The organism is Neisseria brasiliensis, from assembly GCF_009671065.1.
Classification (GTDB): domain Bacteria; phylum Pseudomonadota; class Gammaproteobacteria; order Burkholderiales; family Neisseriaceae; genus Neisseria; species Neisseria brasiliensis.
In genome coordinates this window covers 458,327-484,308 of record NZ_CP046027.1, presented here as the reverse complement: position 1 = coordinate 484,308, position 25,982 = coordinate 458,327, and the positions used below count along the sequence as shown (strand labels likewise).

Below are 25,982 nucleotides of genomic sequence, written 5' to 3'. Positions count from 1 at the left end.
CGAAGTTAAAGCAGCACAGAAAGTGCAGACATATCACAAAGATAGGCAAGCTTTCGAGCAGCGCATAACGAAGAAATGTGCCAAAGATGGGGAATTTGCAAAGGTCTCAAGCTTTAAAACGCTTCACCAACTTTCACGCCGTTGGCAACATCTTTCGGTGTCGCCAGTTGGGCAGTTAAGGCTTGTGCGGCTTTGAATTCATTACTCTGCATCATCGCTTCGGCGGCTTCGGTGCTCAAGGTGTTGGCCATATAAGCCCAACGTGCGGCCAAGTGCGGATTATGCGGCATGTCGAAATCTTCGCGCAGTTCATCGACTAAGTCAGGGCGGTTGCACACCAATGCAATATCGCAGCCGGCGGCAAACGCGCTTTGAACGCGCGCTTTAATGCCACCCGCGCTGCCCGCGCCTTCCATGGTGAGGTCGTCTGAAAAAATCACGCCGTCAAAACCAATATCTTGGCGCAAGATTTGTTTCAGCCATTTTTCTGAAAAACCGGCCGGATTCGGGGCGATTCGTGGATAAACCACATGCGCAGGCATCACCGCAGCCATGCCTGCATCGCTGAGTTTGCCGAACGGAATCATATCGGCGGCCTGTAAATCGGCCAAGCAGCGGTCGTCTTGCGGCTGGGTGAGGTGGCTGTCGCCTTTGACAAAGCCGTGGCCGGGGAAGTGTTTGCCGCAGGATTTCATGCCGCCTTTATTTAAACCTTTTTGCAAGGCCAAGGCCAATTCGGTGACGATGTCGGCATTTTCGTGAAAGCTGCGGTTGCCGATAACGGCGCATTGCCCCCAATCCAAATCCAATACCGGTGTGAACGATAAATCCACGCCGCAGGCGCTCAATTCGGTTGCCAATACCCAGCCCACTTGTTCGGCTTGGGTTTTGGCGGCGGCTTCGCCTTGGTTGTCCCAAATTTCGCCCAATACGCGCATGGCCGGCAGGCGTGTGAAACCGTTAATAAAACGCTGTACGCGGCCGCCTTCGTGGTCGACGGCAATAATCAGCTCTGGCGTGCGCAAGGCTTTGATGTCGCGGATTAAGGCTTTGAGTTGCGGCACGTTGTCAAAATTTCGGCGAAACAGAATCACGCCGCCGATGGCAGGGTCGAGCAGGCGTTGTTTTTCTTCGTCGGTCAATGCAAACGCATTCACATCGGCCATCACCGGGCCGCGTTCCATCACGGTTTGGGTCATTTTGTTTCCTTTATTGCAAAACGTTTCAGACGGCCTTGAGGCTGTCTGAACAATTAAGCGGCAAGTGCGGCTTTTTTGCTGCGCAACACCAAAATCAATACCGCCAGCACCACGGCAGTCACGCCGAAGCCGAGCAGGGCGGAATGGGTGAAGCCCAGTACCAGATAGCCGCTGGCGGCTGCGGCAGCCACGGTCAGTGCGTAAGGCAGCTGCGAAGTGACGTGGTCGATGTGGTTACATTGTGCGCCGGTGGAGGACAGAATAGTGGTATCGGAAATCGGTGAGCAATGGTCACCACACACCGCGCCGGCCATCACTGCCGACAAGCAAGGGATAATCAGGCTCGGGTCGATTTTCACCGCCATGGCCGCAGCAATCGGCAACATAATGCCGAAGGTGCCCCAACTGGTGCCGGTGGCAAATGCCATTACGCTGCCCAAGGCAAACAGAATTACCGGTAAAAAGCCCGGGTGGATGTTGCCCGCGACTAAGGTGGATAAAAATTCGCCGGTGCGCATTTCGCTGACCACGGTGCTGATCAGCCACGCCAAAATCAGAATGCTGATGGCGCCAAACATCGATTTCATGCCTTCCCAAATCGCTTTTGGGTAAACATGGGCTTCGATGGTGCCGACTGTGCAGAACAATACTGCCAACACGCCCAACACGCCGCCGAATACCAATGAAGTGTTCACATCGGTGTTTTCAAATGCGCCTAAAATGCTGAAGCTTTCTAAGGCTTGTGCGCCGGTGTAGAGCATGGCGGAAATGGTGGCGAAAATCAGCACCAATACCGGAATAATCAGCGCAAACACGCGGCCTTTCGAGCCGTCTGAAACGGCTTGTTCTTCATGTGTTTCGTTCAGGGCTTGTTGCTCGAAGCGGCTCATCGAACCGATGTCGAACGAGAAATACGCCACAAAAAACACCATCAACAGCGCAAACAAGGCGTAATAGTTCATCGCGCTCATGGCGATAAACGTGCCCATCGGCGTGTATTCAGTGATGTTGTAGGTCACCAGCAAGCCTGCCAACGTGGCGATAATCGAAGCCCCCCAGCTGGAAACCGGCATCAGCACACACATCGGTGCAGCGGTGGAGTCCAAAATATAAGCCAATTTGGCACGCGATACTTTGAAGCGGTCGGTCACCGGACGGGCAATCGCGCCCACGGCCAAGCTGTGGAAATAGTCATCAATAAAGGTCACGAATACCAAGCAGGCGGTCAACATTTTGGCGCCGCGACGGCTTTGAATGTGTTGTCTTGCCCAGTCGGCAAATGCTTGATTACTGCCTGAATAAGTCAGCAAAGAAGTAAAAATACCCAATAATAACAAGAAAATCAGTATTTTGAGTTTACCCAGCGACCATTCGCCATCAGCCCAAACCAATGATATAGCAATGTCTTTAAAGTGGGTCAGGGCATTGAGCGGGTTGCCGCCGGTGAGCATCAATACGCCGACGATGATGCCGATGGCCAGAGAGAGTAAAACGCGGCGGGTAATCACGGCCAGCGCCAGCGCCAGAAATGCCGGAATCACCGACATAAAAGAGCTTGAGTAATCGATTAATTGCATAAAATAAAAGGATAAAGTGTCAATGAAATTAGTCTGTTTCAGACGGAATAATGTGTATGAATAAGGTCGAGACCTTTGTAAAACTCGTAAATTTTCAAAAATCTTTAAACCGTCATTCCCGCGTAGGCGGGAATCCAGAACGTAAAATTACTGAAATAATTAAATATTCCTGAAAACTCTAAGTCTGGATTCCCGCCTACGCGGGAATGACGGGCATAGTTTTCTTGGTTTAAATTGAGTTTTGCAAAGCCTCATGCCGTCTGAAAAAGCATTAAGGCTAAACGGCAAAATACCCGCCATTTCAAAAATAACGGGTATTTTATCATTACTTTACAAGTTTATGCCGTTTTATTGCAGATTCAAGGCCAAGAAGAGAGTATCGCCGCCGCGACGTACCAGCAGTGGGACATTTTTACCGGCGCTGATTAAGGCACTGCGGAAGCTTGATTCGTCATTCACCGACATTTGCCCTACCGCCATGATTTCGTCGCCGCGCTTCAAACCGGCACGTTCGGCCGCACCGCTTGCGCGGGCGACGATTAAGCGTTGTGTGTTATCGGTGGCTTGAGTCTGCAGGGTCAGACCGGCTTCTTCTATCATAAAGGTTTGTACATCATTGGGTGACATCAAGTTTCCCATTTCAGCTTGAGCGCTAGGCGATGATGTCCCCGTACTTCCTAAGGTTACAGTGATGGCAATTTTCTCACCGTTGCGCCACACTTCCAGTGTTACTTCTTTCCCCGGGGTCATGGCGCCGACCATGACCGGTAAGTCGCTGGAAGCGCGCACTTCTTCACCATTTACACTGCGCACAATGTCACCTACCTGCAAACCGGCTTGCTGCGCGGGGCTGTTTGGCATCACTTTGGCAATCAAAGCGCCGCTGGCACGGTCTAAGTTGAACGATTTTGCCAAGTCGTAAGAGACTTCTTGGATAATCACACCCAATTGGCCGCGCTGCACTTTGCCGCTGGTTTTCAGCTGTTCGGCCACATTCATCGCCACATCAATCGGAATGGCGAACGAAATGCCCATAAAGCCACCGCTGCGGCTGTAGATTTGTGAATTGATGCCGACCACTTGGCCTTTAAGGTTAAACAATGGTCCACCCGAGTTGCCCGGGTTGATGGCGACGTCGGTTTGGATAAACGGGGTGTAGTGTTCGTTCGGCAGACTACGGCCTTTCGCCGACACAATGCCTGAAGTGACGCTGTTGTCAAAGCCAAACGGTGCGCCGATAGCCGCCACCCATTCGCCCGGTTTGAGCATTTTGGGATCCCCGATTTTGACAGTCGGGAGATTGTCGGCCTCGATTTTCAATAAAGCCACATCAGATTGCTGGTCGGAACCAATCAGCTTGGCGGTGTATTCGCGTTTGTCGTTGAGCAATACTTTGATGTTGCCCATACCTGCAACAACGTGGGTATTGGTGAGAATGTAGCCGTCGGGGCTGATGATAAAACCTGAGCCGAAGTTCAGCTCGCTGCTGTCGGCTTCTTCTTGAGGCATATCGGGCAGATTGGGTACCAAGCGTTTAAAAAATTCATAGAATGGATCGTTATCCGGAAATTGACTGAGATCCATACCGCTTTCTTCAGCACGCTGCTGGCTGCGCTTGGCTGCCGTGGCTTGAATATTGACCACGGTTTGCCCTTCGTTTTGTACCAATTGGGCAAAATCAGGCAGCAACATACCGATGCTGCCGTCGTCTTTTTGCGGCTCAATGCGTTGAACCAGTTCTTTTTCTTCGTCTTGGGTGTTGTCGTTACTGAAAAAACTGCCGGCTTTGTCACACGCGCTCAACGCCAGTGCGGAGGCGATGGCTAAAGCCATATATCTTTTGGTATTTTTTGTCACAGTCATTCCTTGTTATGCAGTATCTGTTTTATCGGGTTGCAGTTTGTCAATCAGACGGAAGGGCAAGATGCCCGCAATACCCCTAATTCGAATGGATAGGGGCAATTTTACCGATTATGGACATTTTTTCAAGCATTTCATTTTCAATGGAAAAGGCCGTCTGAAACGTTTCAGACGGCCTCAAAGCCCCCTATATTTTATTCTGAATCATGCTGCGGGCGAATTTAATTAACAATATTTTTCGCCTTCCATTCGCACAAATCGTTAATGATGCATTGTTCACATTGCGGCTTGAGCGCTTTGCAGGTGTAGCGGCCGTGTAGAATCAGCCAATGGTGCGCGTCCATCAAAAATTCTTTCGGGATAAAGCGTATGAGTTTGTCTTCCACTTCGCGCACGTCTTTGCCCGGGGCGATTTTGGTGCGGTTGGATACGCGGAAAATGTGGGTGTCGACAGCCATCACCGGCCAGCCGAAAGCGGTGTTGAGCACCACATTGGCAGTTTTGCGGCCGACACCCGGCAGCGCTTCCAATGCCGCGCGGTCTTCGGGCACTTTGCCACCGTGTTGCTCCAGCAAAATGCGGCAGGTTTGCATGATGTGTTTGGATTTGGTTTTGTAAAGGCCGATGGTTTGGGTGTATTCCATCACGCCGTCTAAGCCTAAGTCCAGCATGGCTTGCGGGGTGTTGGCGACAGGAAACAGCTTGGCCGTGGCTTTGTTTACGCCGACATCGGTGGCTTGTGCCGACAGTAACACGGCAATCAGTAATTCAAATGGCGAACTAAAATTCAGCTCGGTGGTCGGGTGCGGATTGGCGGCGCGGAAACGCTCGAAAATTTCTTGGCGGATGTGTTTGTTCATGGTGTGTTTTTATTAAAATATTTGCGCGTTATTTTGGAAGATTATGATAAAAAGAATGTGTTTGATATTGAAGAATACATCAGAAGAAAAGGCAAAGTTAAGATGAATAGAAATACAGTAATTACAAGATTGTAATATTTTCTGTTATAGCTTTACGTGACATGGGTATATATGATATAATAGAATAAATTTGAATTTGGGAGGACGCAAAAATGTTTTTTGAAAAAATTGATAAAAATAGTTGGAAACGAAATGAGTATTTTGAACATTACTTTACGAATATACCTTGCACATACAGTATGACTGTTAAATTGGATATTACACAAATAAAAAAGAAACGAATGAAATTATACCCTGCGATGCTTTATTATCTTGCAACGATTGTAAACCGTCATTCAGAGTTTAGAACGGCAATTAATCAGGAGGGTGAACTGGGAATATATGACGAGATGATACCCAGCTATACCATATTCCATGAGGACACAGAGACATTTTCCAACCTTTGGACACCATACATACCAGATTTTGAAGCATTTTCTATGGCGTATGCGAATGATATGCAAAGGTATGGAAGCAATTATGGAATGATAGGAAAACCAGATATACCAGAAAATGTTTTTAATGTATCGATGATACCATGGTCAACCTTCGATAGCTTTAATCTGAATTTGCAGAAAGGATATGATTATTTGATTCCTATTTTTACGATGGGGAAATATTACAGAGATGATGAAAAAATCATACTTCCTCTCGCCATCCAAGTGCATCATGCAGTGTGTGATGGATTTCATATCTGCCGTTTTGTCAATGAACTGCAAGAATTGATAAATAATTAAATCCCAGTTTGTCGAACTGAATATAAGATATTAAAGACGATAGAAAAGCAACATCTATCGTCTTTTTTTAATGCCTATTTTCAATTTATATTGCGATCAATAAATAGGAAAAACTCGCACGAGTTGCTAACTAGTATTTTAATAGCAAAAAGGCCGTCTGAAACGTATGTTTTCAGACGGCCTGTCTAACTATTTAAACCAATAAACAGTTTACGCAGATTCTTTCAAAACAGCTTCAATCAATTCCATTGCACCATCATCGGCCAAGCGTTTGGCCACTGCGCGGCCTAATGAATCGGCGTATTCTGACGGCGCTTGGGCATCGGCTTCAAGAATGGTGGAGCCGTCAGGATGGCCGACCAAGCCGCGCAGGGTCAGCAAGCCATTTTCTTCGGTGCAATATGCGGCCAGCGGCACTTGGCAGCTGCCGCCCAAAGCACGGGCTAAGGCACGTTCGGCGGTAACGCAGGCGTGGGTAATATCGTGGTTGAGCGGTTTCAATACTTCCAGCAAGTCTTCGCGGTGGGCGGCGATTTCAATGCCCAACGCACCTTGTCCGGCGGCAGGCAGGCTGACGGTATCGGAAATAATCAGACGAATGCGGTCGTCCAAGCCCAAACGCTGCAAACCGGCGGCGGCAAGAATAATCGCATCGTATTCACCGTTATCAAGTTTGCCCAAACGGGTTTGCAGGTTACCGCGCAAAGGTTTAATCACCAAGTGCGGATAGCGTGCGCGCAATTGTGCTTCGCGGCGCAGGCTGGCCGTGCCGACTACCGCGCCTTTGGGCAAGTCTTCCAAGCGTTCGTATTGGTTGGACACAAACGCGTCAAACGGATTGGCGCGTTCGCCAATCGCAGCCAGCGCGAAACCTTCCGGCAAATCCATCGGCACATCTTTAATCGAATGTACCGCCAAATCAGCGCGGCCGTCTTGCAGGGCTTGTTCCAATTCTTTGATAAACAGTCCCTTACCGCCGATTTTGGAAAGGGTTTTATCTAAAATCTGGTCGCCGCGCGTGGTCATGCCTAAGATTTGCACGTCGCAGTCGGGATAAAGGGCTTTCAGACGGCCTTGAATATGTTTGGCCTGCCACATGGCCAACAGGCTTTCGCGGCTGGCAATCACAAGTTTTTTCGGGTTCATAAGCTTGTTTCGTCAAAGTCGGAATGGGTAGAAGTTTAACACAAACTTTCTATCATGACCGCTTTCTGATGGCCGTCTGAAAGGTAGAATAAGCGTCTCAGACAGGAAATTTTGCCGCGAATACCACATCATTAAGCGCTTGGCATGGCGCTTCGGTGTGAAGAAGATTTCATCCGCAAACGCTTCATGTTATATTGTGGGTGCAATCCGCTTTATCCCTCTAAAATCTCGATTTACATGAAACGCGCCAAAAAATATCCTTTTCTGTCATTACAACGTCAACGTTTTCATTTAAACTTTGACAACGCTTCTTCCGCCGATTCGGTGCCGTCTGAACACGATTTTTACCGCTGGGCTTTTGCCGCATTGAAAGACAAATACCGCCACGCCGAAATCAGCCTGATTTTGCTCGATGAAGAAGAAGCCCGTGCTTACAACCGCGATTACCGTGGCAAAGATTACGCCACCAATGTATTGAGCTTTGCCTTAAACGAAGGTGAAATTATGCCGCATCAGTTTTCAGACGGCCTCTATGGCGACTTGATTATCTGCCCGCAAGTGGTGCTGAAAGAAGCAAAAGAGCAGGGTAAAACGCCCGAGCAGCACTTTGCTCATCTTACTATGCACGGCACTTTGCATTTAATGGGCTACGATCATATCGAAGACCATGAAGCTGAACTCATGGAAGCCACCGAAATCCGCCTGATGCAGGCCGCAGGTTATCCCAACCCTTATCAAGAGGACGAACATTAATATGGACGACACGCAGTCGAAACCTAATTTTTTTGAACGTTTGGTTTCCCGTTTGACCGGTGAACCTGATTCCGCCGAAGATGTCATCAGCCTGCTGCGTCAGGCGCATGCGCAAGAAGTATTTGATGCCGATACCTTTGCCCGCTTGGAAAAAGTATTGGATTTTACCGAATTGGAAGTGCGTGATGCGATGATTTCGCGCAGCCAAATGAACGTGATTAAGGAAAACGACAGCCTTGAGCGCATTGTCGCCTACATCATCGAAACCGCGCATTCCCGCTTTCCGGTGATTGGTGAAGACAAAGACCAAGTATTAGGTATTTTGCATGCCAAAGATTTGTTGAAATACATGTTCAACGCCGAGCAATTCAATCTACAATCTATCTTGCGACCGGCCGTGTTCGTGCCTGAAGGTAAGTCGCTGAATACCTTATTGAAAGAATTCCGTGAGCAGCGCAACCACATGGCAATTGTGATTGACGAATACGGCGGCACATCCGGCTTGGTCACCTTTGAAGACATCATCGAGCAAATCGTCGGCGATATTGAAGATGAGTTTGACGAAGACGAAAGCGCCGACAATATTTTTGCCGTATCGGCCGAACGCTGGCGCATTCACGCTGTGACTGAAATCGAAGACATCAACGAGTTTTTCGGCACCGATTACAGCAATGAAGAAGTCGATACCATCGGCGGCTTAGTGATTCAAGAATTCGGCTATTTGCCGGTGCGCGGTGAGAAAGTGGTCATCGGGCCACTGCAATTTACTGTCGCCCGCGCGGATAACCGCCGCCTGCATACTTTGATGGCCGTGAAAGCCAAAGAAGAATAAGCGATTAATTATATGATAAAGGCCGTCTGAAGCAATTAGGGTTTCAGACGGCCTTTTTATTGAATTTCAAGGTTGATAAATGCTGCATTCTTTATCTGTGCCTTTAAAAAACGCATCATCATTGTCGCATGAACTGGCGGAGGTTTCGCAGATAAACGTCGTTAACGATTCATCGATTTTCAATACGCGTGGTTCGTTTTGGCTATTGAACGCAACGGCTTTCAGCGTAAATTTATTGTCGTGTGCGCCCTTGGCATTGTTGTTGGGGCGGATGCAGAATTTGTCGGTAGCCGTAATAGGTAAGGCAGGCCAAGTCGTTGAAGTTTGCTTGAACGAGCCTTTCTGCTGGTAAAAGCGTTCCATAAATTGCCCGTTTTGCACCAGCGCAGCATGTGCAGCGCGTAAATCTGCTTTTTTAATATAGATTTGATAAGCAGGATAGGCGATAGCGGCCAAGATGCCCAACATGACAATAACGATTAAAAGCTGAATCAAGGAAAAGCCGGATTGTGAAAATCGCATAATATAATCACTGGTAAAATGTTTACTTAAGTGAATATATTATGCGATTTTAATTGGGGTGTAAATCAGGATGAGGTGGATTTAATCTTTTACTTCTTCATTGGGGTAGGCTTCTTCATAACCTGGACAAACTTCATTTCTTTTACTGTTGACTGCCCAAAAAATACCACTATCGTCGTAATAGATAGAACAGGTTTCGTTGGGATTGGTTTCTTTATTAGGTTTCGCTTCTAGGATGAAACCGGAATGAGAAGGATTGATATCCTGCTCATCTTCGCAAGTATTATCATCAGAGTCGCAACAGGTGGAGGGCTTATGATCTTTAAAGCTAATATCAAAATATTTATTTTTATGGGTCAAAAAGCTTGGCTCAATACAGGCAAAAGTTCCCTTTTGCGTGTAATAACGCTCTAAATTTTTTGCATTTTCCGCCAGCTCGCTGCGCACATTAGCCAAGCGAGTATTGCGGATAAATGATTGGAATGAAGGCATGGCGATGGTGGCAAGTAAGGCCAAAATCACAATTACAATTAAAAGTTCGATTAAATTAAAGCCGGATTGTCTGGTTTTCATAAGTAAGTGACTATCAATATTGTTATATTTAACGATGCCTTTAAAAGGCTTTGTTGTTTACTATTATAAATTCTTTCTTGCATTTGGTATGTATAGATAAATCGCGGATTTGGGAAAATATGTTAAAGCGGTGCAATATTTTGGAAAACTTATATATTAAAAATAATTAAAAATAATTAAAAATAATTAAAAATAATGAGTTATTTTTATAAAAGCATTTCTCTGGGCTTGGCTGGGGAAATGAAATCCAGTAAAATTTTCCCGTTTTTAAAATTTATTCCAAATAACTGTTGGCATTGTGCGACAAAAATCTTCAGCCGCACGCGAACATGCAAATCAGGCAGCTAAAAAATCATGGCAAAAACAATCAAATGGGTGTTGGGTGCGGCAATCGTAGCCGCGCTGGCTTATGCGGCATGGAGCTATTTCAAACCGGCCGATAAGGTGAATTACATTACCGAGCCGGTGAAGCGCACCAGCATTCGCCAAACTGTTTCCGCGACCGGTGAAATTTCACCGTCAAACTTGGTGGAAGTCGGCGCGCAGGCTTCCGGCCAGATTAAAAAGCTGTATGTCAAACTGGGTCAGGAAATCCAAAAAGGCGACCGAATCGCGGATATTGATTCCACCACGCAAACCAATACCTTAAACACCGAAAAAGCCAAGCTCGATACCTATAAAGCGCAATTGGCATCTGCTGAAATCGCATTGCGTAGCGCCGATAAAAAATACAAACGCGAAGCTGCATTGTGGAAAGAAGATGCGACTTCCAAACAAGAATTGGAAGATGCCGAAGATGCTTTAGCGGCTGCCAAAGCGCAAGTAACGCAACTGAAATCGTCCATCCGTCAAACGCAGATTTCCATCAACACCGCCGAAGCCGACTTGGGCTACACCCGCATTATCGCACCGATGAATGGTACCGTCGTGGCGATTCCGGTGGAAGAAGGTCAAACCGTCAACGCCAACCAAACCACGCCGACAATTATCCAGTTGGCCAATTTGGAAGTGATGCTCAATAAAATGCAGATTGCCGAGGGCGACATCACCAAGGTAAAAGCCGGCCAGCCGATTTCGTTTACCATTTTGTCCGAATCGGATGCACCGTTTACCGCGCAACTGGACAGCATCGACCCCGGCTTGACGACCATGTCGCAAGGCAGCTACAGTAACAGCACCGACACCACCGAAAGCGCGATTTACTACTACGCCCGCGCCTTGGTGCCGAATGAAGAAGGCAAACTTGCCATCGGTATGACCACACAAAACACCATTGAAATCAATGCGGCAGAAGATGTGTTGACCGTGCCGACCATCACCATTAAAAAAGACCGCGAAGGCAAATCCTTTGTGCGCGTGTTGGAGCAGGACGGCCAAGCCGTGCGCAAAGACATCACCACCGGCTTGAAAGACAGCATGAATACCGAAGTGAAAAGCGGTTTGAACGAAGGCGACAAAGTGATTGTTTCCGAGACCGGTTCATCCGACAAACCGCAAAGCGGCAACCGCCGTATGGGCCCGCCGATGTAAGTCGGATGGTCTCACTCAGGCCGTCTGAATGATTTGATTGATTTTGTTTTCAGACGGCCTCATTCCAACCACACTTTGGTAAGCACACATGAGTTTAATTGAATGCACTGACATCAACCGCTATTTCGGCAGCGGCGAAAACCGCGTCCACGTCTTGAAAAACGTGAGCCTGAAAGTGGAAAAAGGCGATTTTGTGGCGATTATCGGCCAATCCGGTTCGGGCAAATCGACCCTGATGAATATTCTCGGCTGTCTCGACAGTGCGACCACCGGTTCTTATAAAATCGACGGCATCGAAACGTCGCAAATGAATCCCGACCAATTGGCTGCCTTGCGCCGCAGCCGTTTCGGTTTTATTTTCCAACGCTACAACCTGCTCAGCTCGCTCACCGCGCGTGACAATGTCGCCTTGCCGGCGGTGTATGTCGGCGTTGATCAGAAAGAGCGTTCTGCACGTGCGGAAAAGCTGCTGCACGACTTGGGCTTGGAAAGCAAAGAAGGCAACAAGCCCAGCGAATTGTCCGGCGGCCAGCAGCAGCGCGTGTCGATTGCGCGCGCTCTGATGAATGGCGGCGAGATTATTTTTGCTGACGAACCGACCGGCGCATTGGATACCGCCAGTGGCAAAAATGTGATGGAAATTCTGCATAAGCTGCATTCAGACGGCCACACCATCATTATGGTGACACACGACCCGGGCATCGCCGCCAATGCCAACCGCGTGATTGAAATTCGTGACGGCGAGATTATTGCCGATACCAGCAAAACTGCCGACATTCCGCCTAGCCAAGTGCAGGCGGTGAAAGAGAAGGCTTCGTGGTCGTTTTATTATGATCAGTTTATGGAAGCATTCAAAATGTCGGTGCACGCGATTTTTGCGCACAAAATGCGTTCGCTGCTGACCATGCTCGGCATCATCATCGGCATCGCTTCGGTGGTGTCGGTGGTCGCGCTGGGTAACGGTTCGCAGCAGAAAATCATGGCCGACATCAATGCCATGGGTACCAACACCATCACTATTTTCCCCGGCAAAGGCTTCGGCGACCGCCGATCCAGCCGCATTAAAACACTGACCATTAATGATGCCTTGGCCATCGGCAAACAAAGTTACGTCGATTCCGCCACGCCGCAAACCTCTTCAGGCGGCACCCTGACCTACCGCAATACCGACCTGACCGGCCAGCTTTACGGCGTGGGCGAACAATATTTTGATGTACTCGGTCTGACCTTGGCCGAAGGGCGCTTGTTTGACGAAAGTGATGTCAAAGAAGACGCGCAAGTGGTGGTAATTGATAAAAATACTCAATCCAAGCTTTTTGGCGATGAAAATCCTTTGGGTAAAGTGTTGCTGTTCAAAAAGCGGCCGCTGACGGTGATTGGCGTGATGGACGATCAAACCAACAATTTTGGCAGCTCCGACAGCCTGATGCTGTGGTCGCCTTACACCACCGTGATGCATCAAATCACCGGTGAGAGCCACACCAATTCAATTGTGGTGAAAATCAAAGACGATGCGGATACACAAGCTGCTGAAAAAGGCTTGACCGAATTGTTGACCGTGCGCCACGGTACAGAAGACTTTTTCATGCGCAACAGCGACAGCATCAAGCAAACCGTGGAAAGCACCACCGGCACGATGAAGCTGCTGATTTCCAGCATTGCCTTGATTTCGTTGGTAGTCGGCGGTATCGGTGTGATGAACATCATGCTGGTATCGGTAACCGAGCGCACTAAAGAAATCGGCGTGCGCATGGCCATTGGTGCGCGACGCAGCAATATTTTGCAGCAGTTTTTGATTGAAGCCGTGTTGATTTGCTTAATTGGTGGCTTGGTTGGCGTGGCGATTTCGGGCGCAATCGGTTTGGTGTTCAACCATTTTGTCACCGATTTCCCGATGAGCTTTTCTACCTTGTCGATTGTCGGCGCGGTGTTGTGTTCGACCGTGATCGGCGTGGCTTTCGGCTTTATGCCGGCCAACCGCGCGTCGCAACTCAATCCGATTGATGCCTTGGCACAAGATTAACTTTTTCAGACGGCCTCTATCATTCAGGCCGTCTGAAACATCAGAATGATGAATCCATGAACAGCAAAACTTTTTTTCAGACGGCCTCTGTGTTGGCCGTATCGTTGGCCTTAAGCGCGTGTGCGGTCAACCCCAAAGTGAACACGCCGAGCTTGAACGGCAATACACACATCATGAGCGAAGCCGAAGCGGCCGAGCGCTATCAGATTAACGGCGACTGGTGGGAAATCTATCAAAACGTCCAACTCAATGCCGTGATTCAGCAGGCTTTAGACAACAACATCGATTTGAAACAAGCCGCGATTTCAGTCAACCGCGCCTTGTATCAGGCCAATATTTTGGGCGCGAACTTGGTGCCGTCGTTTAACGGCTCGGTCGGCGCGTCAGCTTCTAAAAATCTCAAATCCGGCAGCAGCAACAACAGCTTCAGCAGCCAATTGGGCTTGAGTTACGAACTCGATTTATGGCAGCGTTTGAGTGCGACTGCCGATGCACAGGTTTGGGAATACCGCGCTACGCAGGAAGACTTGGCCAACACGCGCCTAACCTTGGTAAACAATGTTGCCGATGCCTATTTCAACATCGCCTACATCAACGAAGCCATCGCCTTAACCCAACAATCGCTAAAGCAGTATCAGGAAATCGCCCGCATCGCCGATGCCAAATACCGCCACGGCAAGGCCGATTCCAGCCAAAGCACGCAGGCGAAACAATCTTTGCTGAGCGCGCAAAATAATTTATTGTCACTGCAAAACAGCCGTGATGCGCTCGAGCAAACCTTGCGCAATCTGCTGAATCTGAAGCCGGGCGAAGCCATCGCCGCGGAGCCGTCAGCATACCGCTTGCTGGCGGTGAAAGGCGTGGATTTGAATGTGCCGATTTCAGTATTGGGCAACCGTCCTGATTTGCGCGCAGCGGAATACCGTTTGCAATCATCGGTACAAACCTTGGCGGCGCAGCAGCGCAGTTGGTATCCGAGCATCACTGTAGGTGCAACTTTTAGTACCAAATCAAGTCAGGCGCGTACTATGTTTGACATACCGTTTTTGGGCAGTTCGGCGCAAATCAATCTGCCGTTTTTAGATTGGAAAACGCTGCAATGGGAAGACAAAGATGCCCAAGCGCGTTTTGATAGCGCGGCATTGAATTTCGAGCAGGCGTTAACCACCGCGCTGAATGAAGTCAACACTAATTATTTGGCCTACCAAAACGCGCAAGCCACTTTGAACAACACCCGCCAGCGTTATGCCTTGGATCAGAAAAACAGCCGCTATTACCAAGTGCGCTACCAACACGGCAAAAACGAGTTGAAAGACTGGCTCGAAGCCTTAAACAGCGAATACAGCTCGGCGCAAAACGTCTTAAACCAACGCTATGACGTGTTGAAATACGAAAACATGGTGTATAAAGCCATGGCAGGGCGCTACACGCCGAAATAAGGTGCTTGATGTATCAAGGCCGTCTGAAAAATACTTCACGATTTTTCAGGCGGCCTCGTTTTATTTTCATCACCCTTTTATTTGAAAACCGTTATAATTCCTTCATTCTGTTCAGCCACAAAACCATGTCCAACCACCGCATCAACCACGAACCCGTTTTCATGCTCGCCTCCGCGCCTTGGCGCGAAAGCAGTCTGTGGCTGGAAGTGTACAGTCGCCGCTACGGTCGCGTGGCTTTGTTGGCACGCAGCGCCCGCAAGCGCATGAGCGAATTGCGCGGTGTGTTGGTGCCGTTTGTGCCGATGAGCGCGTCGTGGTATGGCAGCCAAGAACTCAAAACGCTGCACCGTGCCGAATGGTTGGGTGGTTGGCCGCAACCGCAAGGACGGGCTTTGTTCAGCGGCTTGTATGTTAATGAGCTGATGCTGAAACTCACTGCACGCGAAGACCCGATGCCCGAGTTGTACGACATCTTTGCCGAGACCATGCAAACCCTGTGCCGCGAGCCGAACCACATCGCCGCTTTACGCCGCTTTGAATGGCAATTGCTGCACCATTCGGGCTATGCGCTGGATTTGCAGCATGATGTTCACGGAAATGAAATTGACCCTGAGGCACAATATTGGCTGCGCCCCGAAGAAGCCTTATTACCGCTGGCCGAAGCCAACGGCTTGGGCAATCAGCAGCAAATTGGCATTGCGGTTAACGGCAGCAGCTTAATCCAATTGCGCCAAGGCGGGTTTTCAGACGGCATCAGTTTGCAACAGGCTTTAAAAATCAATCGCTTGCTGATTGATTTTCACATTCCCGAAGGCATTAAATCGCGGCAGGTATTGCAGCAGTTGCAGCAGTTTGATTTGGATCCGCTGTCGTTCAGAAGGCATGAAGCCGCCGAGCATCCGCAGGCCGTCTGAATCAGCAACCAACCCACTCTATTTTTTCAGACGGCCTTGATGATGAACAGGCCGTCTGAAACCGAATCAGCGAAAGGAAACCCATGTTATTAGGCGTTAACATCGACCACGTCGCCACCGTCCGCAATGCACGCGGCACGATTTATCCGAGTCCGGTAGAAGCCGCGCTCATCGCCGAAACCCACGGTGCGGATTTGATTACGCTGCATTTGCGTGAAGACCGCCGCCACATCAAAGATGCCGATGTGTTCGCCGTGAAAAATGCCATCCGCACGCGCCTGAATCTGGAAATGGCGCTGACCGAAGAAATGCTGGAAAATGCGCTAAACGTTATGCCGGAAGATGTGTGCATTGTGCCCGAAAAGCGTCAAGAGGTGACTACTGAAGGCGGTTTGGACGTGTTGGCGCAGCAGGAGAAAATCGCCCGATTCACGCGCACGCTCACTGACGCCGGTATCCGCGTATCGCTGTTTATCGATGCCGATCAGGCGCAGATTCAGGCGGCCAAAGACATCGGTGCCCCCGTGATTGAACTGCATACCGGTGCCTATGCTGATGCGCATACGCCGTCTGAACAGGTGCAGCAGTTGGCGCGGATTGAAGAAGGCGCGCATTTTGCCGATGAGTCGGGTTTGGTCGTCAATGCCGGGCATGGCTTGACTATTCATAATGTCACACCGATTGCTCGCATTGCCGCGATTCAAGAATTAAACATCGGCCACGCGCTCATCGCCCAAGCCGTGTTTTTAGGTTTGCCCGAAGCGATTCGTCAAATGAAAGACGTGATGTTTAAAGCGCGTTTGTTGGCAAAATAATGTAGCCGTCAGAGATTTCAGACGGCCTGTTACTTGCAAAGATAATAAGGAGAACCCCATGATTTATGGTATCGGCACCGACATCGTTTCCCTGAAACGTATCATCCGACTGAATAAAAAATTCGGCCAAGCCTTTGCCGAACGCATTCTCAGTCCTGAAGAATTGATGGAGTTCCCCCAAGCCGGCAAACCGGTGAATTATCTGGCCAAGCGTTTCGCCGCCAAAGAAGCGTTTGCCAAAGCCGTCGGCACCGGTATTCGCGGTGCGGTGTCGTTCCGCAACATCGGCATCGGCCACGACGAAATGGGCAAGCCCGAATTTTTCTACGCGCCGGTGCTGGAAAAATGGCTCAAAGAGCAGGGCATCAGCCACGTCAGCTTGAGCATGGCCGATGAAGAAGATACCGTCTTGGCTTTTGTGATTGCCGAAAAATAACACCACTTCATGCGCGGGCAAGCAAGGTTTGCCGGCGCATGTTCAATGACGTTCAGACGGCCTTAACGTATTGCGTAACAAGGCCGTCTGAAAATTTATATCGATTACCCCAAACATCATGACCACATCAGATCCACGCCCCTTAATCCGCGTTGTTGCCGGTATTTTACTCAATGCCGACGGCGATTATTTGCTCAGCTCACGCCCAGAAGGCAAGCCTTATGCCGGCTATTGGGAGTTTGCCGGCGGTAAAGTGGAAGCGGGCGAAACCGAGTTTCAAGCTTTGCAGCGCGAACTGGAGGAAGAACTCGGCATCCGCATTCATCACGCCACGCCGTGGCTGACCAAAATCCACGCCTACGAACATGCCCATGTGCATTTGCGTTTTTTACGGGTGGAAGCCGACGAATGGTCGGGCGAATTGCAGGCCAAAGAAGGGCAGACGTGGTCATGGCAGAAAGCGGGCGATTTTACCGTGTCGCCGATGTTGCCCGCCAATGGCGCGTTGCTGCAATCGCTTTCCGTGCCGCGCGAATTGTCAGGCCGTCTGAAAAGCGGTTTACGCGGGTTTAACCGCATGGGCAAATACCGTGTGGTGCCGTATCATCTGGCCGAGCCGCAGCATGAACATATTTTGATTGAAGAACCTGAATTGCGTAAGCTTGGCAAAATGCCGTCTGCGCAAAGCGTGTGGGTCGTGGTAGAAACTGCTGAACAATGGCGCAATGTGCAGGATGCCGATGTAGTGGTGTGGCGCGTGCAAAACCAAGCTGCTGCCGAAGCCGCTTTGCGCACCTTGCAACAGGGCGTGTCTATGCCCGTGGTGATTGCCGCTTTGCCTGATTGGGCGGTGCAGTATCAAGCGCAATGGCGACAAGCGGGCGCGCATGCGGTGGTGGTTGATGATGAGGTTGAGGCCGTCTGAATATGAGTCAAAACAAAAAGTTAATCATCGTTGGCGTATTGCTGCTGGCGTTTGCCGCCGTCAAACTCATCGCCTTGGATTGGTGGCAGCAGCAACAGCCGCAAGCCCAGCAGGCCGAATGCCAAGTCACGCAGGGTTGTACCTTACCCAATGGGGTATATGTCAAATTCAGCGATAAAGTTGAAGCCAAGAAACCCTTTGATATTGCATTGAACAATGTACCGGAAGCGGTTCAGGAAGTTACCGTCAGCTTTAGCATGAAAGACATGGATATGGGCTTCAACCGCTTCAATATCCGCCGCCAAGACGACGGCACATGGGCGGCGAAGAAAATCCGTTTGCCGATGTGTGTTGAAAACCGCCATGATTATTTGGCCGATATCAACATCGATGGCGAAGTGTTTCAGACGGCCTTTACAGCCGAGTAGTCGAGACCTTTGCAAAACCTCAGATTTGAGTGCAGTTCGAAGTTAGAGCAGCGCAGAAAGCGCAGACATATCACTTAGATAGGCAAGCTTTCGAGCAGCGCATAACGAAGAAATGTGCCAAAGATGGGGAGTTTTGCAAAGGTCTCGAGCCGTCTGAAAACCGATTCCATCAATGCCGTCTGAAATAAATGGTTTCAGACGGCCTTTTGTTTAAAAAATCCTGAAAAATAAATATCTTACTTTTATAATCTACGCTATAATTCACCTCTTTATTGACACGCAGAAAGCCTGTGTGGCCGACCCAGAAAGGAATCATCATGACGCAATACGCCTTATTCATCACTTGTCCGCGCGGTTTGGAAACGCCGTTGACCGACGAACTCGCCTCCCTGAATATTCAAGACATTCAAGCCACCGATGGCGGCGTGGCCTGCAAAGCCAGCATGGAGCAGGTTTACCGCATCAATCTGCATTCGCGTACCGCCAGCCGCGTGCTGCTGCGCCTGACCAAAGGCAGCTACCGCAGTGAGCAGGATATTTATAAATTAGCCAAAAACATCAATTGGTTCAACTGGTTCACGCTGGAGCAAACCTTTAAAGTAAAGGTGGAAGGTAAGCGCGCCAATGTCAAAAGCTTGGATTTTGTCGGTCTGAAAATCAAAGATGCGCTGTGTGATTCGTTCCGCGATATTTATGATGCACGCCCGAGCGTGGGCAAAATTCGCCCCGATGTGCGCGTGCATGCGTTTATGGATGAGCGCAATATCGAGATTTTTATCGACACTTCCGGCGAAGCCCTGTTCAAACGCGGCTACCGTGAAGACACCGGCGAAGCGCCGTTGCGTGAAAACTTGGCTGCCGGTTTGCTGTTGCTGGCCGGATACGACGGCTCACAACCGTTTCAAGACCCATTCTGCGGCAGCGGCACCTTAGCCATTGAAGCGGCATGGATTGCCGGCCGCCGTGCGCCGGGTTTGATGCGCCGTTTCGGTTTTGAAAAGCTGCAAAATTTCGACAAAGCCGCGTGGGTGAAAATCCGCCAAGAAGCGCGTGAACAAATCGTGCCGGTTACCGCGCCGATTGCCGGTAGCGACAACGACCGCCACATGATTCGCGCTGCCGAACACAATGCTGAGGCGGCCGAAGTGGCTGAGTTTATCCGTTTTGAAGTGAAAGACGCGCAAAATGCCCGCCCGAATGGCGACAATGGCATCATGATTTCCAATCCACCTTATGGCGTGCGCTTGGCAGAAATGCAGGCTTTGCAGGCGCTGTATCCGCAGTTGGGTTCATGGCTGAAGCAGCATTATGCAGGCTGGTTGATCGGTATGTTTACCGGCGATCGTGATATGCCGAAATTCATGCGTTTGTCGCCGAAGCGCAAAATCCCGTTGTACAACGGTAATTTGGATTGCCGCCTGTTCTTGATGGATATGGTAAAGGGTTCTAACCGATAGAATAGGTGAGGCCGTCTGAAAACATAAGTTTCAGACGGCCCTGAGACCTTTGCAAATTCCCCATCTTTGGCACATTTCTTCGTTATGCGCTGCTCGAAAGCTTGCCTATCTAAGTGATATGTCTGCGCTTTCTGCGCTGCTCTAACTTCGAACTGTACTCAAAGCTGAGGTTTTGCAAAGGTCTCAGCCTTTTCAATTGCGTTTTATCAAATCATCATCAAATATTTAAATTTTTGTTGTCAAACGGGTTTATACTGATTCAATAAGATATTCATTATCCAATGAGGAGCTTGCCATGAAAATCGCTATGTTGTCACTTGCTGCCATCTTATTGCTAGGCGCGTGCAGCCATCATCAAGAACTGGATAAGTTAAAAAGCGAATTGTCGGAAGCGCAAACGGCGGTGAAGCTTTCTGCGGCTAATACCAAGCGTTTGGAAGATACGTATTCCGATATGTATTTTGAACTCAACAGTCTGACCGTAGAAAACTTCAAAGCCAAAGTGGCGAAAGGCGATAAATTTTATGCCTATATCGGCCGCCCGAGCTGTGGCGATTGCAGCGCATTCGAGCCGATGTTCAAACGCTACATCGCCCAATATCAGCTCAACGATAAAATCTATTTTGTTAACGTACACCGCCTGCATCAGGATAAAGCCACGTGGGCAGCATTCAAGCAGCAATATGGTTTGAGCGGTACGCCGGTATTGGCAGCTTATGGTGCAGGTCGTCAGTTGAATAAATTAGACTTGGAAGACAACGGCGGCAAATTGAGCGCCGAAGATTTGGAAAAATGGTTGGATGCAAACCGTTTGCGTCGTTGAATAGCCGTTTAATCAAAGCATAAATAAAAGGCCGTCTGAAATGAATATGTTTCAGACGGCCTTTTATTTAATCCTGATAAAATCACTCAGATATTAATAATAAAAATCAATTAAAACGGATTTAAAATAAAGTTAGACTATCAATGTCGAATGACTTACAATTGACTACAGTAGTTTTAATTTGTCGAAATATAATACTAAAGTATTAGCTTTAAAGTATTATTACAAAAACAAAAACATAGTGAGGCCGTCTGAAAATGCGGCTTCCTAATCAAGCAGGAACACAACCATGAATGTATCAAGACGGCAGTTTTTTAAAGTAACGGCCGCCGGTGCCGGCGCGTCGGGTTTGGCCGTAATGGGCATGATGCCGACCAACGCTTGGGCGGAGGTGCGCCAGTATAAACTTTTGCGCGCTACTGAAACGCGTAACAACTGTACTTATTGTTCCGTAGGTTGCGGTACGATTTTGTACAGCATGGGCGACGGTGCCAAAAATGCCAAAAAAGTGATTTTCCACATCGAAGGCGACCCGGATCATCCGGTGAGCCGTGGTTCATTGTGTCCGAAAGGCGCAGGCTTGTTGGATTTTGTACACAGCCCGAACCGTTTGCATTTTCCGGAAGTGCGCGAGCCGTTTACTAATGAATGGAAACGCATCTCTTGGCACGATGCCTTAACCCGCATTGCCAAGCATCTGAAAAAAGACCGTGACGAAAACTTAATCGTCAACAATGAAAACGGCGTGCCGGTACACCGCTTGCCTACCGTGGCCATGCTGACGGCTTCTGCTGCTTCGAACGAAACCGGTATCCTGACCCAAAAATGGATGCGTGCGTTGGGTATTGTAGCCACCGATGCGCAGGCGCGCGTGTGTCACGGCCCGACCGTATCTGCTTTGGCTTCGACTTTCGGCCGCGGTGCGATGACCAACACCTTTATGGACATCCAGCATGCCGACTTCATCATGGTGATGGGCGGTAATGCGGCAGAGGCACACCCAGTGGGCTTCAAATGGGTGATTGAAGCGAAAAAGAAAAAGGGCACCAAGTTATATGTGGTTGACCCGCGCTTCAACCGTACCGCTGCGGTATCTGATTTCTACGCGCCTATCCGCTCGGGTAGTGATATCGCGTTTTTGGGTGCATTGATTAACTGGCTGATTGAAAACGATAAAATCCAATGGGAATACGTAAAAGCTTATACCAATGCGAGCTTTATCGTTTCCGAAGGTTTTGACTTTGATGAGGGCTTATTCTCGGGTGCTGCCGAGTTCAAGGCGCCTGAAGCCAAACAAGGTGAGCAACAGCCTGAAGTGACCAGCCGTACCGGCAACCGTAAGAACTACTACGACAATGAAACGTGGTTCTACGAATTGGATGCCAATGGTCACGCCAAAACCGACCCTACCTTGCAAGATCCGCGTTGCGTGTTCCAAATGTTGAAAAAACATTACTCACGCTACACGCTGGATGTGATGGAAACCACTTGCGGTACCAGCAAGGAAGATTTCTTGAAAATCGCCGAAGCATGGGGTGAAACCTCTGCGCCGAATAAAGCCGGTACCATTCTGTATGCATTGGGCTGGACACAGCATACTTACGGCTCGCAAATCATCCGTACCATGGCGATGGTTCAATTGCTGTTGGGTAACATCGGTATGGCAGGTGGCGGTGTGAACGCATTGCGTGGCCACTCTAACATTCAAGGTCTGTCTGACTTGGGCTTGTTGTCAACTTCATTGCCGGGCTACCTGACCCTGCCAAACGAAGACAACCACCCGACTTTCCAAGACTATATTGCCAAGCAAACCCCTAAAGCATTGCAAGCCAATCAGTTGAACTATTGGAGCAATACGCCTGCATTCTTCGTCAGCTTCCTGAAATGGATGTACGGTGAAAACGCTACCAAAGAAAACAACTGGGGCTACGACTGGCTGCCGAAGTGGGACAAAATGTATGACATTTTGCAAGCCACTGAATTGATGTATCAAGGCAAAGTAAACGGCTTATTGGTGCAAGGCTTTAACGCGCAAGGCTCATTCCCTGATGCTAGCCGTGTGACCGAAGCATTCTCTAAGCTGAAATACATGGTCGTGATGGATCCACTGAAAACCGAAACCGCCTCTTTCTGGGAAAACCACGGTGAAGCGCATGATGTTGATCCGTCTAAAATCCAAACGGAAGTCTTCCGCTTGCCGACGCCATGTTTCGCAGAAGAAGCCGGTTCGATTGTGAACTCTTCACGCTGGTTGCAGTGGCACCACCCGGGTCAAAACCCTCCGGGCGAAGCCTTGCCTGACTTGGACATTTTGGGCGAATTGTACATTTTGCTGAAAGAAATGTACGAAAAAGAAGGCGGTACTGCGCCTGAGCCGATTACCAAGCTGGCATGGCACTATAAAAACCCAGTGGCGCCTACACCGGAAGAAATGGCCAAAGAATCCAATGGTTATGCCTTGGCAGACATCAAAGATGCCAATGGCAATGTGATCCGTAAAAAAGGCGAATTGCTCGACGGCTTCTCGCAATTGCGTGATGACGGTACCACCGAGTGTGCTACTTGGATTTTCTCAGGTTCATGGACACAAGCCGGTAACCAAATGGACCGTCGTGACAACACCGATACCGGTTTGGGCAACACTCCACGCTGGGCATGGGCATGGCCTGCCAACCGCCGTATTCTGTACAACCGCGCATCCTTGGATCCGAACGGTAAACCTTGGGATCCGAACCGCGTGTTGATTGAGTGGGACGGTAAAAAATGGACTGGTGCCGACGTAGCCGACTTTAAAGGCGATGAAGCACCGGGCAGCGGTATGAATCCGTTCATTATGAACGAAGAAGGTGTGGGTCGTCTGTTTGCACAACGCAAGCTGGTTGACGGTCCGTTCCCAGAGCACTACGAGCCTTTGGAATCACCGATTGGCACCAACCCGCTGCATCCGAAAGTGGTTCAATCACCTGCCATGCGTTTGTTTGACAGCGTGAAAGACCGTATCGGTACGGCTGAAGAGTTCCCATATGTCGGCACCACTTACCGCCTGACTGAACACTTCCAATTCTGGACCAAGTCTGTGAAGCTGCTGATGATTGCCCAGCCTGAGCAATTCATCGAAATCAGTGAAGAATTGGCTGCCGAAAAAGGCATTAAGAAAGGCGATTGGGTCAAAGTTAGCTCCAAACGTGCGTATATCAAGGCCAAAGCCGTGGTAACGAAACGTGTGAAACCATTGACCATCAATGGTAAAACCGTTCACCAAGTCGGTATTCCGTTGCACGGCGGTTGGGAAAACGTATCAGGTCAGAAGCAGTATATCGTGAACACGCTGACGCCTTTCGTGGGCGACTGTAACACGCAAACGCCTGAATACAAAACCTTCTTGGTTAATATTGAGAAAGCGTAAGGAGCGGAACAATGGCATTACAATCATTAGATATCAAACGCCGCTCTGCAACATCGGGTATTACGCCATCGCCTCAGGTGCGTAAACCGGTTGAAGTGGCAAAATTAATCGACGTCAGCACCTGTATCGGCTGTAAAGCCTGTCAGGTGGCGTGTTCGGAATGGAACGACATCCGTGACGAAATCGGTGAAAACGTCGGCGTATACGACAACCCGATTGATTTGACCGCAAAAAGCTGGACAGTGATGCGCTTCAGTGAAACCGAAGAAAACGGCAAACTGGAATGGCTGATTCGTAAAGACGGCTGTATGCACTGTGCCGATCCGGGCTGTCTGAAAGCGTGTCCTTCACCGGGTGCGATTATTCAGTATGAAAACGGTATCGTCGATTTCCATCAGGAAAACTGTATCGGCTGCGGCTACTGTATTTCAGGCTGTCCGTTTAACATTCCGCGCATCAACAAAGAAGACAACCGTGCGTACAAATGTACCTTGTGTTCAGACCGCGTGGCTGTCGGTCAAGAGCCTGCTTGCGTGAAAACCTGTCCGACCGGCGCGATTCAGTTCGGCAGCAAAGAGCACATGAAAGAAGTGGCTCAAGAGCGCATTAAAGACTTGAACAACCGCGGCTACCAAAATGCCGGTCTGTATGACCCGCAAGGGGTAGGCGGTACGCACGTGATGTATGTCTTGCACCATGCCGACAAACCTAACCTTTACAACGGCTTGCCTGAAAATCCAAGCATCAGCCCAACCGTGAAAGTATGGAAAGGTTTGCTCAAGCCTTTGGCAACATTCGGTATTGCTGCGGCAGCGGTTGCCGGTTGGATGCACTACATTACCGTAGGCCCTAACCGCGAAGACGAAGATAAACCTGAAGTCATCGGCAAAGACGGTAAAATCTTGCACGGTGAGGAGGATGCATAATGAAACCAAAGTTAATTCAGCGTTACAAACGCAGTGAACGCATCAATCACTGGGTTGTTGCCTTGTGTTTTATTTTGCTGGCCATTTCCGGTTTGGCATTCTTCTATCCGGCATTTTTCTGGTTGACCGGCATTTTTGGTACGCCGCAATTGGCGCGGATTTTGCACCCGTTTATCGGTGTGGTGATGTTTATCGGCTTTTTCATTCAGTTTTTCCGTTACTGGAAATTCAACTTCTTCGATAAAGAAGATGTGAAATGGATGAAGTCGGTGACCACCATTTTGAAAGGCCATGAAGTGGGTGACGTCGGCAAATACAACGGCGGTCAGAAAGGCATGTTCTGGTTGATGACGGCTTGTATGCTGGTATTGGTGATTACCGGTGTCATCGCATGGCGTCCGTATTTTGCCGAGATGTTCCCGATCCCGGTGATTCGTTTGGCGTTGTTGTTCCATGCCGGTGCCGCGATTGTTTTGATTGCCGGTATTATCGTGCACGTTTACGCAGCGATTTGGGTTAAGGGCACGGTTCGCGCCATGACCGAAGGTGTGGTTTCGCAACAATGGGCGAAGAAACACCACCCAAGATGGTATCGTGAAGTGATGGCCAAAACCGATGAAAAAACGGTTGAAACGCCAATCACCGATGTCAACAATCAACACAAACTGTAATGGTTTAGCCTAGCCTGAGCATTATCATCGG

At 49.2% G+C, this 25,982-nt stretch carries 23 protein-coding genes; 16 read left to right on the top strand and 7 right to left on the bottom strand.

The features are described from left to right. Positions 1-113 precede the first annotated feature (113 nt). The 4 genes from nagZ to nth form a co-directional block, all read right to left on the bottom strand. Positions 114-1,166 (bottom strand): beta-N-acetylhexosaminidase, encoded by a 1,053-nt coding sequence (nagZ, locus tag GJV52_RS02530; protein ID WP_195690076.1) that lies wholly within the window; start codon positions 1,164-1,166, stop codon positions 114-116. 86 nt (positions 1,167-1,252) lie between these two features. Then, positions 1,253-2,776, bottom strand: coding sequence for a Na+/H+ antiporter NhaC family protein (locus tag GJV52_RS02525; protein ID WP_100562460.1), 1,524 nt, complete (start codon positions 2,774-2,776; stop codon positions 1,253-1,255). A gap of 348 nt (positions 2,777-3,124) precedes the next feature. Next, complete coding sequence (locus GJV52_RS02520) at positions 3,125-4,639, bottom strand: DegQ family serine endoprotease (RefSeq protein ID WP_100562463.1); 1,515 nt, start codon at positions 4,637-4,639, stop codon at positions 3,125-3,127. 218 nt (positions 4,640-4,857) lie between these two features. Continuing rightward, positions 4,858-5,496, bottom strand: coding sequence for an endonuclease III (nth, locus tag GJV52_RS02515; protein ID WP_095501942.1), 639 nt, complete (start codon positions 5,494-5,496; stop codon positions 4,858-4,860). A 212-nt stretch (positions 5,497-5,708) separates the two neighbouring features. Between nth and catA the strand changes: the two genes are divergently transcribed. Continuing rightward, entirely contained in the window at positions 5,709-6,332 is a 624-nt protein-coding gene (gene catA, locus GJV52_RS02510; protein WP_064083394.1) for a type A chloramphenicol O-acetyltransferase, read from the top strand. 210 nt (positions 6,333-6,542) lie between these two features. Here catA and hemC read toward each other — a convergent pair whose 3' ends face one another. Continuing rightward, positions 6,543-7,478: a hydroxymethylbilane synthase gene (hemC, locus tag GJV52_RS02505; RefSeq protein ID WP_095501941.1), complete on the bottom strand. Its 936-nt coding sequence runs from the start codon at positions 7,476-7,478 to the stop codon at positions 6,543-6,545. A gap of 237 nt (positions 7,479-7,715) precedes the next feature. On the opposite strand from hemC, the gene ybeY reads away from it, so the two are divergent. Together ybeY and GJV52_RS02495 are read left to right on the top strand one after the other, a co-directional pair. After that, complete coding sequence (gene ybeY / locus GJV52_RS02500) at positions 7,716-8,231, top strand: rRNA maturation RNase YbeY (protein ID WP_095501940.1); 516 nt, start codon at positions 7,716-7,718, stop codon at positions 8,229-8,231. A 1-nt stretch (position 8,232) separates the two neighbouring features. After that, positions 8,233-9,063 (top strand): HlyC/CorC family transporter, encoded by an 831-nt coding sequence (locus GJV52_RS02495; RefSeq protein ID WP_095501939.1) that lies wholly within the window; start codon positions 8,233-8,235, stop codon positions 9,061-9,063. A 66-nt stretch (positions 9,064-9,129) separates the two neighbouring features. Here GJV52_RS02495 and GJV52_RS02490 read toward each other — a convergent pair whose 3' ends face one another. Both GJV52_RS02490 and GJV52_RS02485 read right to left on the bottom strand, forming a co-directional pair. Further along, a complete protein-coding gene (locus tag GJV52_RS02490; RefSeq protein WP_095501938.1) occupies positions 9,130-9,585 on the bottom strand; it encodes a type IV pilin protein in 456 nt (151 codons plus the stop codon). An 81-nt stretch (positions 9,586-9,666) separates the two neighbouring features. Beyond that, positions 9,667-10,158, bottom strand: a complete 492-nt coding sequence (locus tag GJV52_RS02485) for a type IV pilin protein (RefSeq protein ID WP_095501937.1) — start codon at positions 10,156-10,158, stop codon at positions 9,667-9,669. Between the two features lie 354 nt (positions 10,159-10,512). Between GJV52_RS02485 and GJV52_RS02480 the strand changes: the two genes are divergently transcribed. The 13 genes from GJV52_RS02480 (at position 10,513) to GJV52_RS02420 (ending at position 25,951) form a co-directional block, all read left to right on the top strand. Next, a complete protein-coding gene (locus GJV52_RS02480) occupies positions 10,513-11,688 on the top strand; it encodes an efflux RND transporter periplasmic adaptor subunit (RefSeq protein ID WP_095502704.1) in 1,176 nt (391 codons plus the stop codon). 88 nt (positions 11,689-11,776) lie between these two features. Beyond that, positions 11,777-13,711, top strand: coding sequence for a MacB family efflux pump subunit (locus GJV52_RS02475; protein ID WP_100562465.1), 1,935 nt, complete (start codon positions 11,777-11,779; stop codon positions 13,709-13,711). A gap of 56 nt (positions 13,712-13,767) precedes the next feature. After that, positions 13,768-15,150: a TolC family protein gene (locus GJV52_RS02470; RefSeq protein WP_100562467.1), complete on the top strand. Its 1,383-nt coding sequence runs from the start codon at positions 13,768-13,770 to the stop codon at positions 15,148-15,150. 125 nt (positions 15,151-15,275) lie between these two features. After that, on the top strand, positions 15,276-16,064 hold the full coding sequence (gene recO, locus GJV52_RS02465) for a DNA repair protein RecO (protein WP_100562493.1): 789 nt from the start codon (positions 15,276-15,278) through the stop codon (positions 16,062-16,064). A gap of 83 nt (positions 16,065-16,147) precedes the next feature. Further along, positions 16,148-16,879: a pyridoxine 5'-phosphate synthase gene (gene pdxJ / locus GJV52_RS02460; protein WP_095502701.1), complete on the top strand. Its 732-nt coding sequence runs from the start codon at positions 16,148-16,150 to the stop codon at positions 16,877-16,879. Positions 16,880-16,937: 58 nt separating this feature from the next. Beyond that, the gene (gene acpS / locus GJV52_RS02455; RefSeq protein WP_100562469.1) at positions 16,938-17,315 is read left to right on the top strand and encodes a holo-ACP synthase; all 378 of its coding nucleotides are present in this window, start codon (positions 16,938-16,940) and stop codon (positions 17,313-17,315) included. A gap of 118 nt (positions 17,316-17,433) precedes the next feature. Further along, positions 17,434-18,240 carry an NUDIX domain-containing protein gene (locus GJV52_RS02450; RefSeq protein ID WP_095502699.1) on the top strand — a complete coding sequence of 269 codons (807 nt, stop codon included), beginning with the start codon at positions 17,434-17,436 and terminating at the stop codon, positions 18,238-18,240. Between the two features lie 2 nt (positions 18,241-18,242). After that, positions 18,243-18,668, top strand: a complete 426-nt coding sequence (locus tag GJV52_RS02445; protein ID WP_100562471.1) for a hypothetical protein — start codon at positions 18,243-18,245, stop codon at positions 18,666-18,668. Between the two features lie 314 nt (positions 18,669-18,982). Beyond that, positions 18,983-20,125, top strand: a complete 1,143-nt coding sequence (locus GJV52_RS02440) for a THUMP domain-containing class I SAM-dependent RNA methyltransferase (RefSeq protein ID WP_095502705.1) — start codon at positions 18,983-18,985, stop codon at positions 20,123-20,125. 295 nt (positions 20,126-20,420) lie between these two features. Beyond that, positions 20,421-20,948, top strand: coding sequence for a thioredoxin family protein (locus tag GJV52_RS02435; RefSeq protein ID WP_095502697.1), 528 nt, complete (start codon positions 20,421-20,423; stop codon positions 20,946-20,948). A 289-nt stretch (positions 20,949-21,237) separates the two neighbouring features. Beyond that, positions 21,238-24,354 (top strand): formate dehydrogenase-N subunit alpha, encoded by a 3,117-nt coding sequence (fdnG, locus tag GJV52_RS02430; RefSeq protein WP_100562473.1) that lies wholly within the window; start codon positions 21,238-21,240, stop codon positions 24,352-24,354. A gap of 11 nt (positions 24,355-24,365) precedes the next feature. Next, positions 24,366-25,280: a formate dehydrogenase subunit beta gene (fdxH, locus tag GJV52_RS02425; RefSeq protein ID WP_100562475.1), complete on the top strand. Its 915-nt coding sequence runs from the start codon at positions 24,366-24,368 to the stop codon at positions 25,278-25,280. Continuing rightward, a complete protein-coding gene (locus GJV52_RS02420) occupies positions 25,280-25,951 on the top strand; it encodes a formate dehydrogenase subunit gamma (RefSeq protein WP_154143208.1) in 672 nt (223 codons plus the stop codon). The genes fdxH and GJV52_RS02420 overlap by 1 nt, the downstream gene beginning before the upstream one ends. The last annotated feature ends 31 nt before the right edge of the window (positions 25,952-25,982 follow it).